Below are 16,157 nucleotides of genomic sequence, written 5' to 3'. Positions count from 1 at the left end.
AACCTGATGAATATATATAGTATTTATAAAATGGATTTAAATAAGACTTAACTAAAATTTCAGCAAGAATGAAATAAGTGATTTGTGTTAAATTTTCGTAAAATCAAACACTCAACACCCTTCCATTTTGCGGAAAAGGTGTTATACCTAAATATACCTGCTTCATGGATATAATACTCAGGATTGGCGAAAGGACGCACTGCTGTGTGTACTGGAGGATCTGTCTGATGTCGGGCAGATCCTGTTTTTTTATTATCTCACTTTCACGCCACGATTATTTTTCTCGCTTCTCTCCTGAATTGCGTAATTAATGATTCAGCAAGGGGCGTCTGACGTGAATCACGGCGCTGAATTAAATAATATGCTGCTTTGGGAAGCGATTCGACAACCGGTAACATGACCAGGCGGTGCGCCAGAAGCGGGTCACAGCCCAACTCCTGCGGCAAAATGCTTAAGAAATCACTTTGCGCGACCAGGCTAATACAGGAAGAAAATGTTTCGCAGACCACACCAATTCGCGGTATTTGCGAGCGATGGCTAAATACCTCTTCTAACTGCTTATAATAACTTCCCCGCGGCGTCGGCATTGTCCAGTTATAATGCAGAAGTTCATTAATCGACGTTGCCCCCGTTGCCGGATGTCCTTCGCGACAAAATACCGCAAACGGCTTCTCGAAGAGTTTTTCAAACGTAAATTCCTGGTCGTAAGGTCCCTGATAATAGGTGTTGATGGTGAAGTCCAGCTCGCCCTGGCGTAATTCATTGATCATCGACACCAGCTGCCCTTCCATTATCCGCACCTTGACCTGCGGATGCTGCGCATGGAAGCGTGTGATAACGGCGGGCATAAGCGTGCGCGAAACGCTGGCCCCCATTCCGATGTTGATCTGCCCGGCCAGCTCACCCTGCCGCTGACGGATGTCATCCTGCGCGGCACGCAGCTCTTCCAGAATCAACCGGGCGCGCTGGTAAAAGCCCTCACCGCATTCGGTCAACGCGACGCCCTTACTCCTGCGCACGAAAAGCTGCGCCGCCATGCCCTCCTCCAGCTCTTTGATGGATTTGGTCAGCGCCGGTTGCGAAAGATTCAGCGTCCTGCTGGCACCGCGAATGCTGCCCTGACGCGCAACCTCAACAAACGCCCGGATTTGATGAAATTTAATCTGGAATGTCATAGCCCGACCGATAACCGTTGTTTATCAGAGTAAAGAAACTGTCATCTACTTTAATGGAAAGGGATGTGCGAGGGTAATTCCTGAACGGTTAAAACTGTGAAAAATCGGTTAGTGATAAGTAAAAACTATCACAGCGTGAAGCAGTTCACATATTTTAATGATGACAGGAACAGATATGGACACACTGGCGCAGTACATCCAGACGTTAACGCCGCAGCTGAGCGCGTGGCGTCGCGATTTTCACCATTTTGCGGAATCCGGCTGGGTAGAGTTTCGTACCGCCGCGAAAGTCGCGGAAATACTGGACTCGCTGGGTTACGCACTGGCGATGGGCCGCGACGTGGTCGATGCCGAAAGCCGGATGGGGTTACCCGATGACACAACCCTGGCGCGAGAGTTTGCCCGCGCGCGGGCGCAGGGCGCGCCTGAGAAATGGCTGGCGCCGTTTGAAGGCGGGTTCACCGGCATTGTCGCCACCCTGAATACCGGCCGCCCGGGCCCAACCCTGGCATTTCGCGTCGACATGGACGCCCTTGATTTAAGCGAAGCGCTTGACGACAGCCATCGCCCGTTCCGCGACGGGTTTGCCTCCTGCAATCCGGGCATGATGCACGCCTGCGCGCACGACGGCCACACCACCATTGGTCTGGGGCTGGCACAGGTGCTTAAGCAGAATGAAGCCCGGCTGAACGGCACCATCAAGCTGATCTTCCAGCCTGCCGAAGAAGGAACGCGCGGCGCGCGCGCCATGGTTGCCGCCGGGGCGCTGGATGACGTGAACTATTTCACGGCCATTCACATTGGCACCGGCGTACCTGCCGGGACGGTAATCTGCGGCAGCGATAACTTTATGGCCACCACCAAGTTCGACGTGAGCTTCACCGGCGTGGCCGCGCACGCGGGCGGTAAACCGGAGGACGGCCGTAACGCCCTGCTCGCCGCCGCGCAGGCCGCCCTCGCCCTGCACAGCATCGCCCCGCACAGCGACGGCGCATCCCGGGTGAACGTCGGGGTGATGCAGGCGGGCAGCGGGCGCAACGTGGTCCCCGCGAATGCGCTGATTAAGGTTGAAACCCGCGGCGAAAGCGAAGCGATTAATCAGTACGTCTTTGAACGCGCGAAGGCGGTGATTACCGGCGCGGCGGCGCTCTACGGCGTGAGCGCGGAGATGCGCCTGATGGGGGCTGCCACCTCCAGCGCGCCGACATCGGCGTGGGTGGATTATCTGCGCGAACAGGCGAGCCGGGTTTCCGGGGTTGTTCACGCCATCGATAAGGTGAAAGCGCCAGCGGGCTCCGAAGACGCCACGCTGATGATGGCCCGCGTGCAGCAGAACGGCGGCATGGCGTCCTATATGGTGTTTGGCACGGATTTGAGCGCCGGGCATCACAACGAAAAATTCGACTTCGATGAGCAGGTGATGCCTGTCGCCATCGAAACGCTGGCGCGAACTGCGCTTAATTTCCCGTGGACGCGAGGTGTGTAATGCAGGAGAACTACGCTTTTATTGCCGATGCGATCGACACGCGATGTCGGACGTTAGCAGATATTGCCGACGCGATCTGGGATCGTCCCGAAACCCGCTTTGAAGAGTTCTGGTCCGCCGAACGGCTGGCCAGCGAGCTGGAAGCAGAAGGCTTCACGCTGACCCGCGAGGCAGGCGGTATTCCAAATGCCTTTATCGCCAGCTTCGGCAGCGGAAAACCGGTTATCGCCCTGCTGGGCGAGTACGACGCGCTGGCCGGGTTAAGCCAGCAGGCACACTGCGCGACCGCGCAAACCGCCACGCCGGGGGCTAACGGCCACGGCTGCGGGCATAACCTCTTAGGCACCGCGGCGCTTGCGGGCGCGGTGGCGGTGAAAAGCTGGCTGGAGCAGCACGGCGGCAGCGGAACGGTGCGTTTTTACGGCTGTCCCGGCGAGGAAGGCGGCTCCGGGAAAACCTTTATGGTGCGCGAAGGGCTGTTTGATGACGTCGATGCCGCCGTCACCTGGCACCCGGAAGCCTTTGCCGGGATGTTTAACGTCAGCACGCTGGCGAATATTCAGGCCGCCTGGCGCTTTCACGGCGTGGCGGCGCACGCGGCCAACTCTCCTCACCTGGGACGCAGCGCGCTGGACGCCGTGACGCTGATGACCACCGGCACCAACTTCCTCAACGAACACATCATCGAGAAAGCGCGCGTCCATTACGCCATTACCGATACCGGCGGGATTTCACCCAACGTGGTGCAGGCGCAGGCCGAGGTGCTGTACCTGATCCGCGCCCCTGAGATGGCGGATGCACAGCAGATCTACGAGCGCATCGAGAAAATTGCCCAGGGCGCGGCAATGATGACCGAAACCACCGTCGAGTGTCGCTTTGATAAAGCCTGCTCCAGCTACCTGCCGAACCGCACGCTCGAGGCGGCGATGTATCGCGCCCTGCAGCACTACGGCACGCCGCAGTGGACCGACGAAGAGCGAGAGTTTGCCCGCGAGATCCGCGCCACGCTGACGACCAACGATCTGCAAAACTGTCTGAAAAATATTGCCGCGACGGGCGGCGATGCGGGTAAAGCCTTTGCCCGTCGTCATCAGGCGACGCTGCTGGTGGATGAAGTCGCGCCTTACGCCGTCACCGACAACGTGCTGGCAGGTTCAACCGACGTGGGCGACGTCAGCTGGAAAATGCCGGTCGCCCAGTGCTTCAGCCCCTGCTTTACCGTCGGCACGCCGCTGCACACCTGGCAGCTGGTGTCTCAGGGGCGAACCTCTATTGCCCACAAAGGCATGCTGCTGGCCGGAAAAGTGATGGGCGCAACCGCGCTCAACCTGCTGCAGGACGCATCGCTGCTGAAAGAATGCCGTGAAGAGTTTGAACAGCAAATACAGGAAAAACCGTACGCGTGTCCGATCCCACGGGGCGTGACACCGTCACCTTTAAAATAACAAAACACAACACAACAACACTCCCGAGGAACGCCCATGAGTATGTCATCCATACCTTCGCATTCCCCATCCGGTAAGCTCTATGGCTGGGTTGAAAGGATCGGCAATAAAGTGCCGCACCCTTTCCTGCTGTTTATCTATCTGATTGTGATTTTGATGGTCGCCACCGCCGTGCTCTCCGCCTTTGACGTCAGCGTGCGCAGTCCGGCCGACGGCAGCCTGGTGGCGGTGAAAAACCTGCTCAGCGTTGAGGGGCTGCACTGGTTTTTACCCAACGTGATTAAAAACTTCAGCGGCTTCGCCCCGCTGGGCGCCATTCTGGCGCTGGTGCTGGGTGCCGGGCTGGCCGAGCGCGTGGGCCTGCTGCCCGCATTGATGGTAAAGATGGCTTCTCACGTCAGCGCGCGCTACGCCAGCTATATGGTGCTGTTTATCGCCTTCTTTAGCCATATCTCCTCCGACGCCGCGCTGGTGATCATGCCGCCGATGGGGGCGCTGATCTTTCTCGCCGTCGGGCGCCACCCCGTGGCGGGCCTGCTGTCGGCGATTGCGGGCGTGGGCTGTGGATTCACTGCCAACCTGCTGATCGTCACCACCGACGTGCTGCTCTCGGGCATCAGTACGGAGGCGGCGAAAACCATTGATGCGGCCATGCACGTCAGCGTGATCGACAACTGGTACTTTATGGCAAGCTCGGTCATTGTCCTGACGATTGTCGGCGGGCTGATTACCGATAAGATCGTCGAGCCGCGCCTGGGCAAATGGGAAGGCCGCAGTGATGAAAAGCTGGAAACCCTGAGCAAAGAGCAGCGCTTTGGCCTGCGCGTGGCGGGGATTGTCTCGCTGGCTTTTATCGCGCTGGTGGCGCTGATGGTGGTGCCGGAAAACGGCATATTGCGCGATCCGGTTAAACATACGGTCCTGCCTTCGCCGTTTATCCAGGGCATCGTGCCGCTGATTATTCTGTTTTTCTTTGTCGTCTCGCTCGCCTACGGTATCGCCACCGGTAAAATCCGCCGCCAGGGCGATCTGCCGCAGCTGATGATCGAGCCGATGAAAGAGATGGCGGGCTTTATCGTGATGGTGTTCCCGCTGGCCCAGTTTGTGGCGATGTTTAACTGGAGCAACATGGGCAAGTTTATGGCCGTGGGCCTGACCGACGCGCTGGAGGCTGCCGGGCTAAGCGGCGTACCGGCGTTTGTCGGCCTGGCGCTGCTGTCATCCCTGCTGTGCATGTTTATCGCCAGCGGCTCCGCCATCTGGTCGATTCTGGCCCCGATCTTCGTGCCGATGTTTATGATGCTGGGTTTTCACCCGGCGTTTGCCCAGATCCTGTTCCGTATCGCGGACTCCTCGGTGATACCGCTGGCACCGGTTTCGCCGTTTGTTCCGCTGTTTTTAGGCTTCCTCCAGCGCTATAAACCCGAGGCCAAACTGGGTACCTACTATTCGCTGGTTTTACCCTACCCGCTTATCTTTTTAGGGGTATGGCTGGTGATGCTGGTGGCGTGGTATCTTGTCGGCCTGCCGATTGGGCCGGGAATATACCCGAGGCTGAACTAAAGGAATGAGGATGCTGAGATTACTCGAAGATAAGATTGCGACGCCGCTTGGGCCGCTGTGGGTGATCGCGGACGAGCAGTTTTGCCTGCGCGCCGTTGAGTGGGAAGAGCACAGCGACCGCATGGAAGAGCTGCTCAATATTCATTACCGCCTGCAGGGTTATGAACGTATCAGCGCCACCAATCCGGGTGGACTGAGCGACAAGCTTGCGGCGTACTTCGAAGGCGATCTCAGCATCATTGATACTCTGCCGACCGCCACGGCTGGCACGCCTTTTCAGCGCGAAGTGTGGCAGGCGCTGCGGTCGATTCCGTGCGGGCAGGTCATGCATTACGGCCAGCTCGCGGAGCAGTTAGGTCGCGCAGGCGCTGCACGCGCGGTGGGTGCCGCTAACGGCTCTAACCCGGTCAGCATAGTGGTGCCCTGCCATCGCGTCATTGGCCGCAACGGTACCATGACAGGCTATGCCGGTGGCGTGCAGCGAAAAGAGTGGTTGCTGCGTCACGAAGGGTATCTCTTGCTCTAGTTCCCAGGCTTTTTGTGCTTAATTTTCTACCGGTTAGGCTAAAAATCCATAATCAAGCTGTGGAATTTCAAGAAGATGGCGACGCATTGTCGTCTCTTGTCCTTATTGAGGGTTTGTCAGGCTTACGTACTTACCAAAAAGATGTTAAAATTGACCAATATCAATTAAGGCTTGAGCAAACCTATGATCCCGGAAAAGCGAATTATACGACGCATTCAGTCTGGCGGTTGTGCTATCCATTGCCAGGATTGCAGCATCAGCCAGCTCTGTATCCCGTTTACCCTGAATGAGCATGAACTCGATCAGCTTGATAATATTATCGAGCGTAAGAAGCCTATTCAGAAAGGGCAGACGCTGTTTAAAGCGGGAGACGAACTGAAATCGCTCTATGCTATCCGTTCTGGCACCATCAAGAGCTACACCATCACCGAACAGGGCGATGAGCAGATCACCGGCTTCCATCTGGCGGGTGACCTGGTAGGCTTTGATGCCATCGGTACGGGCCACCACCCGAGCTTTGCTCAGGCACTCGAAACCTCGATGGTTTGCGAAATTCCGTTTGAAACCCTGGACGATCTGTCCGGCAAGATGCCTAACCTGCGTCAGCAGATGATGCGTCTGATGAGCGGTGAGATCAAAGGCGATCAGGACATGATCCTGCTGCTTTCTAAAAAGAATGCCGAAGAGCGCCTGGCCGCGTTTATCTACAACCTCTCCCGCCGCTTCGCCGAGCGTGGCTTCTCGCCGCGTGAATTCCGTCTGACGATGACGCGTGGCGATATCGGCAACTACCTGGGTCTGACCGTGGAAACCATCAGCCGTCTGCTGGGTCGTTTCCAGAAAAGCGGGATGCTGGCCGTTAAGGGTAAATACATCACTATCGAAAACGGTGAAGCGCTGGCCGTTCTTGCCGGGCACGCCCGTAACGTGGCGTAACACTCCGCATATTGATGACCAGACTGATAAATTCTTGTGATTTATTGGTCTGGTGTAATCACTTCCGTTTCAAGATATTTTCACCGAAGTACGTCCCCACACAGCGCCCGAAAGGTTCTCGTTGAGGTTATGAATTGAGAGAAAGTTTGTTTTTCGTTTCAGTCGTGATTGCCTCAGTGACCTTTATCTTCATCTGGATCATGCTTGTCGGCCCAATGAAGGGGGAAGAAAAAACCTACGTCCAGGACTCCACGACCTTTGCGATAGCAGTGATGGTGCTGCTGTTTATTGCGTTTATCGCGGTGACGACCACGGTGCTTTTCCTCTGATAAATTTTCATGACTTATAAATATGGTATGTAGACCCTTCAACATTCAATAAGTTATCAAAGAAAAATGACATTTTGGTTCGTTATCAGACGATTACGGAGAATGTAGGATAATCAAACGCCCTAAAAACTCCCCCAGCAGCTCATTTCGCCGCCCAACATCCTCCAATTTTGCGTTGCTACTTCCCGTTTCGCAACGTGTCGCTTTACCTTCTCTCCCCTCAAGTGCATATTCCCCACCGATCCGTTTGTAAGACTTTACCAGCGCGCGACTTTTTCTCCCTGCCCTTTACTTTCATTCTGACTGACTGGAGTTTTTTTATGTGTGGAAGTTTTGCACAAGCCCAACCCCGTGAAGAATACCTGCTATATCTTGCCGACGAAGACGACCATGACATCGCATACGACCCGGAGCCGATTGGCCGGTACAACGTCGCGCCCGGTACTAAAATTCTGCTGGTGAGCGAACGCGACGAGCAGCTGCATCTTGACCCGGTCCTGTGATCCTACGCGCCAGGCTGGCGGGACAAAGCACCATTGATAAACGCGCGCGTCGAAACGGTCGCCACCAGCAGCATGTTTAAACCTCTGTGGCAGTATGGCCGGGCAATCTGCTTTGCAGACGGTTGGTTTGAGTGGAAAAAGGAAGGCGACAAGAAGCAGCCCCATTTCATTCATCGGGCAGGTGGCCAGCCGATATTCATGGCAGCGGTCGGCAGCACGCCATTTGAGCGTGGTGATGAATCAGAGGGATTTCTTATCGTGATGTCTGCAGCGGATAAAGGCCTGGTCGACATTCACGACCGTCGTCCTCTGGTTCTGCGATCAGAAGCTGCCCGCAAGTGGATGCGGCAGGATATAGGCGGGAAAGAAGCTGAAGAGATTGCTGCCAACGGAGCAGTACCCGCCGACGAGTTCACCTGGAACGCCGTGACGCGCATCGGGGATAATGTGAAAAATCAGGGGCCGGAGTTAATCGACGTGATCCTATAAAGAAACAAGAGAGCCACATGACTTCCGAAATGAGAGAACAGCAGGTGTTCGGAATGCGTACGTACATAACCGTTTCTTGAGTCATAGGGCGCAGGTCACGTCAGCTGGCAATAAGGCTAGTAAACGATTCGATTTTTTGCATGCGCTTTATAAGATTACGCAAATAATTCAATGTATTACACGTCATGTTAGGCTATTTTAGATTTCCCTATTTATTTATATTGTATCTCCTATCTTCGGTTTGTATATTCATGCAGACAAACCAGGAGAATCGCCATGATTTACATTGAACGCCTTGAATTTATTCATAAAAGTGGAGACGTACTGTATCCCGTGAAAATAACCAGAAAATCATCGGGGAAAACAGCCTTCCACCTTGTGCCATTCGGTCTGGATAAGACTGTGGATCTTGTTGAGGTAGAAGATCCTTTAGAAGCCATTAGGCTGGTTATTGATGAGAGTCATTCCATTCGCTGCAGCACCCTAACCGCTACTATTACGGATAAAAATGGCAAGCGGATTAAGCGAACAGGCATATATAGCATTAACGGGGCTAACATTAGAGAATACAACGTCAGGTAATGGCGCAAAACGGGCCAGGGCATTAGCAAATTTTACCGAACTTTTAGCAGATCTGTATATTTTGTCGTATACAGCCGCGACAGCATTTATCGCTTCATCTGCCACTGCAGCTGAATGCCCTGCCCTCCAAAGTGGAGCATTCCTTTCTCTTGCTGCGTTAGTGCACGACCAGATTCCCGTTCTTTTGCAACCAAGATAGCTATCAATGCGGGGATGAAAACAATTGTCATTTGTAGTTTGTCACTGCCATTTCGATGTAATGGGGATCGCTAACTTCGGTAAATTTATCGACGTATCATGATAAAAGTTCAAGTACGTCCAAAAGTTATATGGTACGGCCTGTAAACGTTAGCCTGTCGAGCATCTCGTAAAGATACACACCATACCATTTAAATTTAATTAGCCTGGCTTAAGCTCTGGTCAGTTCGTTTTTAAAGCGGATGTTTTTTACGGTATTTTTCAATGACGTTTGGTTTACACGCGTCAACATTTTTAGGGTCGACTACGATTTTCTCAATCCCCGGATGTTCCTTCACTACTTCCTGATAAGCTTTCAGAACGTCTTCATTGAAAGGAGTAGGATCAGTTGCGTTAATCAATCCTTTTTTAATCTTAAAGTCTGGTTTTGCGGCTTCTTCTCTGAATTTAGGACTGCAAATTAGTTCGGCTTGATATGATAACACCTCATCAGACAAGGATTTCGTGTTATCAGTGGCATGAACTGAAAGGCTTACTGTAGTGATAAATAATGCAAGTACGATCTTTTTCATGAATTTTACTCGATTAAATGTGTCAGATAACTTCTATCATAAAAAGAAACATCAGACTAAGGCTGATCACCCTACTAAAATTTGGTATCATTATGATATTTATTCCTTGCACATCCTGTCCATGCGCCCTCTCCCTGGCTTACTGGGCAACGACACCAGGTAATGCCGACGAATAAAAGCGGCTAAATTTATTTCGCTGCCACAAACCTTGGCTCGTAAACGGTTTCTCTTCCCAGCAAGCGATTGCTACATAAAGTGATGCTCTGAAAGAGCAGAACTCTTGTACAACCTATCTAAGATAAAACAGCAACCTGAAAATCGCCGCGAACATGGAAAAACCGAAACGCAGCGCATCAGGACAGTATTTGTAACCGACCAGCGCTCGACAACAAAGGCAGGTTCTCTGTCCTACGGATGGAAGAATGGATTACGTAGGGCAGGAATCAGAGAACGGTCCCCATCAGTCGAGACACACCATGCCTGCTGGTCACTTTATGCATGTGCACATCCTTCGTTTGTAGCGACACCGAGGGGACATGAGGATTCACGGATGGTTTATGAGGTCGGTGCAAAGTGGAACGGTGATATGGATAAGGACCAGGTTGCTGTTATTAACAGGAGGATTCTTGTCAATATGCCCCTGACGCGCCCCCATAACGATTTGAAGCCCAAGAAAATCTTTACATTCATCATGCAGCAGTACGAACCAATAAATTTGCATGATTTATTGATCTGGCAAAACCTCCCCTCTGTTTCATTCAGGATATATAGGTTACTCTTTTAATTACAGACTGTGGTGACAGTAGTAAGGAGACCTGTATGGCCAAGTATCAAAACATGCTGGTAGCTATCGATCCGAACCAGGACGATCAGCCGGCATTACGACGTGCTGTGTATTTACATCAACGGATTGGTGGCAAAATCAAAGCGTTTTTGCCGATCTATGACTTCTCGTATGAGATGACCACCCTTCTGTCGCCTGACGAGCGAACCGCTATGCGTCAGGGCGTCATCAGCCAGCGTACCGCGTGGATCCGAGAACAGGCGAAGTATTACCTGGAAGCGGGTGTTCCCATTGATATTAAAGTGGTCTGGCACAACCGACCTTTCGAAGCCATCATCCAGGAAGTTGTCGCCGGTGGGCACGATCTGCTGCTGAAGATGGCGCACCAGCACGACAAGCTGGAATCCGTGATCTTCACCCCGACCGACTGGCACCTGCTGCGCAAATGCCCTTGCCCGGTCTGGATGGTGAAAGACCAGCCGTGGCCTGAAGGCGGGAAAGCCGTTGTGGCGGTAAACCTCGCTAGCGAAGAGGATTACCACAACTCCCTGAACGAGAAGCTGGTGAAGGAGACCATCCAGCTTGCCGACCAGGTCAATCATACTGAAGTGCACCTGGTAGGTGCCTATCCGGTCACCCCTATTAACATTGCCATTGAGCTACCTGAATTTGACCCGAGCGTGTACAACGACGCGATCCGCGGTCAGCATCTGCTGGCCATGAAAGCGCTGCGCCAGAAATTTAGCATTGATGAGAAAATGACCCACGTGGAAAAAGGGCTGCCTGAAGAGGTGATCCCGGACCTGGCGGAACACCTGCAGGCGGGGATTGTGGTGCTGGGCACCATTGGCCGGACCGGTATTTCTGCCGCCTTCCTCGGCAATACCGCCGAACAGGTGATCGACCATCTGCGCTGCGACCTGCTGGTCATTAAGCCGGATGAGTACCAGACGCCGGTTGAGCTGGACGATCCGGAAGACGATTAACACCTGACGCCGCCCGACAATAAAAAAACCGCCAAATTCGGCGGTTTTTTCGTTTCAGCGCAACTTACAGCGCTTTCAGAATCGCATCCACGCTGGCTTTAGCATCGCCAAACAGCATGTGGGTATTCTCTTTGAAGAACAGCGGGTTCTGCACCCCGGCATAACCGGTATTCATAGAACGTTTGAAGACGATTACGTTCTGCGCCTTCCACACTTCCAGAACCGGCATACCGGCGATTGGGCTACCCGGATCGTCCTGTGCAGCAGGGTTAACGGTATCGTTGGCACCAATGACCAGCACGGTGTCGGTGTCGGCGAAATCATCGTTGATCTCATCCATTTCCAGCACGATGTCGTAAGGTACTTTCGCTTCCGCCAGCAGCACGTTCATGTGGCCCGGCAGACGCCCTGCCACCGGGTGAATACCAAAGCGAACCTTGATGCCCCGCGCGCGCAGCTTCTCGGTGATTTCCGCAACCGGATACTGCGCCTGTGCCACCGCCATGCCGTAGCCAGGGGTGATGATAACGGAATGCGAGTTTTTCAGCATGTCTGCGGTATCTTCCGCAGAAATTTCACGGTGCTCACCCACTTCTTCATCAGCACTGGAAGAAGAGCCATCTGTCCCGAAACCACCGGCGATTACGCTAATGAACGAACGGTTCATCGCCTTACACATGATATAAGACAGGATCGCACCGGAAGAACCCACCAGCGCACCGGTGACGATCAGCAGGTCGTTGCTCAGCATAAAGCCTGCCGCCGCTGCCGCCCAACCGGAGTAGGAGTTCAGCATTGAGACAACAACCGGCATATCCGCACCACCGATGGATGCCACCAGGTGCCAGCCGAATGCCAGCGCGATGATGGTCATTACCAGCAACGCCAGCACCTGCAGACCGACGCTTTCGGTACGCACGAAGACCACCAGCAGAACAAATGACACCACCAGCGCCGCCAGGTTCAGCTTATGACGGTTTGGCAGCATCAGCGGTTTAGAGGAGATCTTCCCGCGCAGTTTACCGAACGCGACAATGGAGCCCGTGAAGGTCACCGCACCGATGAAGATACCCAGGAACACTTCAGTCAGGTGGATATTGACCAGAATCGGTTCCAGACCCGGTTCGTGATACAGGTAGCTGTTGAAGCCCACCAGCACCGCGGCCAGACCCACAAAGCTGTGCAGAATGGCAACCAGCTCCGGCATCTCGGTCATTTCAACGCGTTTTGCCAGACGAATACCAATCGCGCCGCCGATGATCATCGCCACCAGGATCCACGCTACGTTGCCGGTATCCGGCCCGAAGATGGTGGCAATCAGCGCAATCGCCATCCCGGCGATACCAAAGTTATTCCCCTGCTGAGACGTTTCGTGTTTGGAAAGCCCCGCCAGACTGAAAATAAACAGGATTGCAGCAACAATGTATGCGGCTGTCACTAATCCTCCAGACATATGCTACCCCTTAGCCTTTACGAAACATTTTCAGCATGCGCTGAGTCACGGTGAAACCACCGAAAATATTGATACTGGCGATCAGCACCGCGATAAAGCTCAGGAAGCTGATCCAGCCGCCGTGACCAATCTGCAGTAACGCCCCCACCACGATGATCCCGGAGATGGCGTTGGTTACCGACATCAGCGGGGTATGCAGAGCATGGGAGACGTTCCACACCACGTAGTAGCCTACGACGCAGGAGAGCGCGAAGACGGTAAAATGGCCGAGGAACTCTTTTGGCGCGACGTCAGCCAGCCAGCCGAACAGAATAATTACCAGCGCCATGATCGCGTATTTACGCCACGGTGAAGCCGGTTTAGCAGGTTCTTTTGGCTCAGGCGCCGCTTTTGGTGCCGCCTGAGGCTGAGCAGAAACCTGAATAGGCGGCGCAGGCCAGGTAATTTCACCTTCACGGACCACGGTCACACCGCGCACCACCACATCGTCGAAATCAACGGTGACGTTGCCGTCTTTCTCTTTGCAGAGCAGCTTAAGCAGGTTGACGAGGTTAGTGCCGTACAGCTGAGAAGACTGCGTTGGCAGACGGCCCGGCAGATCGGTATAGCCGATCACCTTCACGCCGTTAGCGGTCGTGGTCACCTGATTCGGTACGGTATATTCACAGTTACCGCCGTTTTGGGCGGCCAGGTCGACAATCACGCTGCCCGGCTTCATGGAATCAACCATCTCACGGGTAATCAGCTTTGGCGCAGGTTTACCCGGGATAAGCGCTGTGGTGACAATAATGTCGACATCTTTCGCCTGAGCGGCGAAGAGTTCCATTTCGGCTTTGATAAAGGCTTCGGACATCACCTTCGCGTAACCATCGCCGCTGCCGGCTTCTTCCTTGAAGTCCAGCTCAAGGAATTCGGCTCCCATACTCTGAACCTGTTCCTTTACTTCAGGACGGGTGTCAAAGGCACGTACGATAGCGCCCAGGCTATTTGCCGCACCGATTGCAGCAAGGCCCGCCACGCCCGCGCCAATCACCATGACTTTCGCCGGAGGGACTTTACCCGCGGCGGTGATTTGACCGGTAAAGAAGCGACCAAACTCGTGGGCTGCTTCAACAATGGCGCGGTAGCCAGCGATGTTTGCCATGGAGCTTAAGGCATCCAGCGACTGCGCGCGCGAAATGCGCGGCACGGAGTCCATCGCCATTACGGTCACGCCACGGGCTGCCAGCTTCTCCATCAGCTCCGGGTTTTGTGCAGGCCAGATGAAGCTCACCAGGGTTGTCCCCGGATTCAACAGCGCAATCTCACCCTCTTCCGGTGCATTGACCTTCAGAATCACCTGAGACTGCCAGACGTCAGCACCGTCGACCACTTCCGCGCCAGCCTGGATAAAGGCCTCGTCATCGAAACTCGCCAGTTTGCCCGCGCCGCTTTCAACCGCGACCGTAAAACCCAGCTTAAGCAGTTGCTCCACCGTTTTCGGTGTTGCCGCTACGCGGGTTTCATTGGCTAACCGTTCTTTTGGTACCCCAATACGCATAGTTTTCCCTTCCATCGGTTCTTGATGATGGTTTATCGATAAATGCCCGCGATTTGTATCAATTTTCACCATCGCACCAGCGACGAGATATGATTAACCCCGGAAAATAAAACAGTAACAAACTGTCTATAACCTACTGAAAATAGCGCCCGTGATCTACCGCCAGAAAACACTATTTCTTACTTTATCTGTGAAAAATAAGCGATCGGCGTCACTGACAGTGATATTTACCTTAAATTCATCGCCGGAACCGATAAATCGCGCAAGCGAAGCGGTAAAAACATGATATAGCGCCGTAAGAGAACAACTTATTAACATTAAATTAACTTGTAAAAGTCATATGCTTTATCAGTTTTACTTGTCAAACGCGTGTTTTTTCAACATATCACTAAATGTTATCGAATAAGGTGATTCAGTGAGCACAGGCAGTGAAAAATGGCGCAGACAGCGACGGGTTTTAAATGCAATAATCGGGACCGTCTCAAATTAACAACAATACCAGTACATGGTTTGCGCAAGGCGAAGGATCATTTTTATGAAGCTTAAGAACACACTCCTGGCGTCCGCACTTCTTTCCGCGACCGCCCTGTCTGCGAATGCCGCAACAGAGTTAACGCCGGAGCAAGCGGCAGCGTTAAAACCTTTTGACCATACGGTCATTGTGGGTCGTTATAATTCTATTGGCGACGCCGTCGCCGCTGCATCAAAAGCTGCTGATAAAAACGGGGCGGCCTCGTTTTATGTCGTTGACCAGTCAGATTACGGCAACAGCGGTAACCTGCGCGTGACCATCGCGCTATTCAAAGACAATGCGCCAAAAGCTGACGCACCGAAAAACCGCGTGATCAACGGTGTTGTTGAACTGCCGAAAGATCAGGCGATTGAGCTGGAACCCTACGACACCGTCACCGTTCAGGGCTTTTACCGCAGCCAGCCAGAAGTGAACGATGCCATCACCAAAGCCGCGAAAGAGAAAGGAGCTTATTCTTTCTACATCGTGCGTCAGGTCGATGCTAACCAGGGTGGCAACCAGCGCATTACCGCGTTCATCTATAAAAAAGATGCGAAAAAACGTGTTCTGCAAAGCCCGGATGCCATCCCGGCGAATTCAGAAGCGGGTCGCGCGGCGATAGCGAAAGGCGGCGAAGCCGCGAAGAAAGTTGAAATTCCAGGCGTCGCAACGACGGCGGCCCCAAGCGCTGAAGTGGGTCGTTTCTTTGAAACGCAGTCCACGAAAGGTGGCCGTTACTCCGTTACGCTGCCGGACGGTACCAAAATTGAAGAGCTGAACAACGCCACTGCAGCGCAGATGGTGCCGTTCGACAGCATCAAATTTACCGGTAACTACGGCAACATGACGGAAGTCTCTTACCAGGTCGCGAAGCGTGCGGCGAAGAAAGGTGCGAAGTACTACCACATCACCCGCCAGTGGCAGGAACGTGGTAACAACGTGACCATCAGCGCCGATCTGTACAAGTAACAAAAGTCGTTTACGAAAGGCGGCGCAATGCCGCCTTTTTTTGTTACTTTTTTTGAATTTCTGCCTCACGTCATTGCATGCTTTCGTTACACTCCGTAAAATCCCGCGCC

At 53.5% G+C, this 16,157-nt stretch carries 13 protein-coding genes and 1 pseudogene; 10 read left to right on the top strand and 4 right to left on the bottom strand.

Annotated elements, in window-relative coordinates; all coding sequences use genetic code 11:
- Positions 1 to 263: 263 nt before the first annotated feature.
- Positions 264 to 1,175: a LysR family transcriptional regulator gene (locus PUP35_RS09430; RefSeq protein ID WP_111965698.1), complete on the bottom strand. Its 912-nt coding sequence runs from the start codon at positions 1,173 to 1,175 to the stop codon at positions 264 to 266.
- Positions 1,176 to 1,350: 175 nt separating this feature from the next.
- Between PUP35_RS09430 and PUP35_RS09425 the strand changes: the two genes are divergently transcribed.
- From PUP35_RS09425 to PUP35_RS09390, 8 genes and pseudogenes are all read left to right on the top strand, one after another.
- Positions 1,351 to 2,661, top strand: coding sequence for a M20 family metallo-hydrolase (locus PUP35_RS09425; RefSeq protein WP_274242969.1), 1,311 nt, complete (start codon positions 1,351 to 1,353; stop codon positions 2,659 to 2,661).
- Positions 2,661 to 4,106: a M20 family metallopeptidase gene (locus PUP35_RS09420; protein ID WP_274242967.1), complete on the top strand. Its 1,446-nt coding sequence runs from the start codon at positions 2,661 to 2,663 to the stop codon at positions 4,104 to 4,106. Before PUP35_RS09425 ends, PUP35_RS09420 begins: the two co-directional genes overlap by 1 nt.
- Before the next feature lie 36 nt (positions 4,107 to 4,142).
- Positions 4,143 to 5,669, top strand: a complete 1,527-nt coding sequence (gene abgT, locus PUP35_RS09415; RefSeq protein WP_274242965.1) for a p-aminobenzoyl-glutamate transporter — start codon at positions 4,143 to 4,145, stop codon at positions 5,667 to 5,669.
- 10 nt (positions 5,670 to 5,679) lie between these two features.
- Entirely contained in the window at positions 5,680 to 6,195 is a 516-nt protein-coding gene (ogt, locus tag PUP35_RS09410; RefSeq protein ID WP_115874888.1) for a methylated-DNA--[protein]-cysteine S-methyltransferase, read from the top strand.
- A 183-nt stretch (positions 6,196 to 6,378) separates the two neighbouring features.
- Entirely contained in the window at positions 6,379 to 7,131 is a 753-nt protein-coding gene (gene fnr / locus PUP35_RS09405; RefSeq protein WP_006174991.1) for a fumarate/nitrate reduction transcriptional regulator Fnr, read from the top strand.
- A 146-nt stretch (positions 7,132 to 7,277) separates the two neighbouring features.
- The gene (locus PUP35_RS09400; RefSeq protein ID WP_014883604.1) at positions 7,278 to 7,460 is read left to right on the top strand and encodes a hypothetical protein; all 183 of its coding nucleotides are present in this window, start codon (positions 7,278 to 7,280) and stop codon (positions 7,458 to 7,460) included.
- A gap of 320 nt (positions 7,461 to 7,780) precedes the next feature.
- A pseudogene (locus tag PUP35_RS09395) lies at positions 7,781 to 8,452 on the top strand (SOS response-associated peptidase).
- A 276-nt stretch (positions 8,453 to 8,728) separates the two neighbouring features.
- A complete protein-coding gene (locus PUP35_RS09390) occupies positions 8,729 to 9,034 on the top strand; it encodes a transposase (RefSeq protein ID WP_111965693.1) in 306 nt (101 codons plus the stop codon).
- A 431-nt stretch (positions 9,035 to 9,465) separates the two neighbouring features.
- Here the strand turns inward: PUP35_RS09390 and PUP35_RS09385 are convergent, their stop codons facing one another.
- Entirely contained in the window at positions 9,466 to 9,804 is a 339-nt protein-coding gene (locus tag PUP35_RS09385; protein ID WP_111965692.1) for a hypothetical protein, read from the bottom strand.
- Between the two features lie 819 nt (positions 9,805 to 10,623).
- On the opposite strand from PUP35_RS09385, the gene uspE reads away from it, so the two are divergent.
- Complete coding sequence (gene uspE / locus PUP35_RS09380; protein WP_032640084.1) at positions 10,624 to 11,574, top strand: universal stress protein UspE; 951 nt, start codon at positions 10,624 to 10,626, stop codon at positions 11,572 to 11,574.
- A gap of 64 nt (positions 11,575 to 11,638) precedes the next feature.
- On the opposite strand, the gene pntB is transcribed toward uspE, so the two are convergent.
- Together pntB and pntA are read right to left on the bottom strand one after the other, a co-directional pair.
- A complete protein-coding gene (pntB, locus tag PUP35_RS09375) occupies positions 11,639 to 13,027 on the bottom strand; it encodes a Re/Si-specific NAD(P)(+) transhydrogenase subunit beta (RefSeq protein ID WP_032668239.1) in 1,389 nt (462 codons plus the stop codon).
- 10 nt (positions 13,028 to 13,037) lie between these two features.
- Entirely contained in the window at positions 13,038 to 14,567 is a 1,530-nt protein-coding gene (gene pntA / locus PUP35_RS09370) for a Re/Si-specific NAD(P)(+) transhydrogenase subunit alpha (protein WP_115874887.1), read from the bottom strand.
- Positions 14,568 to 15,102: 535 nt separating this feature from the next.
- On the opposite strand from pntA, the gene ydgH reads away from it, so the two are divergent.
- Entirely contained in the window at positions 15,103 to 16,047 is a 945-nt protein-coding gene (gene ydgH / locus PUP35_RS09365; protein WP_111965689.1) for a DUF1471 family protein YdgH, read from the top strand.
- Positions 16,048 to 16,157 lie beyond the last annotated feature (110 nt).

Source organism: Enterobacter sp. S-33 (genome assembly GCF_028735835.1).
Classification (GTDB): domain Bacteria; phylum Pseudomonadota; class Gammaproteobacteria; order Enterobacterales; family Enterobacteriaceae; genus Enterobacter; species Enterobacter vonholyi.
The sequence above is the reverse complement of the archived record's forward strand: the minus strand, read 5'-3'. Positions and strand labels throughout refer to the sequence as shown.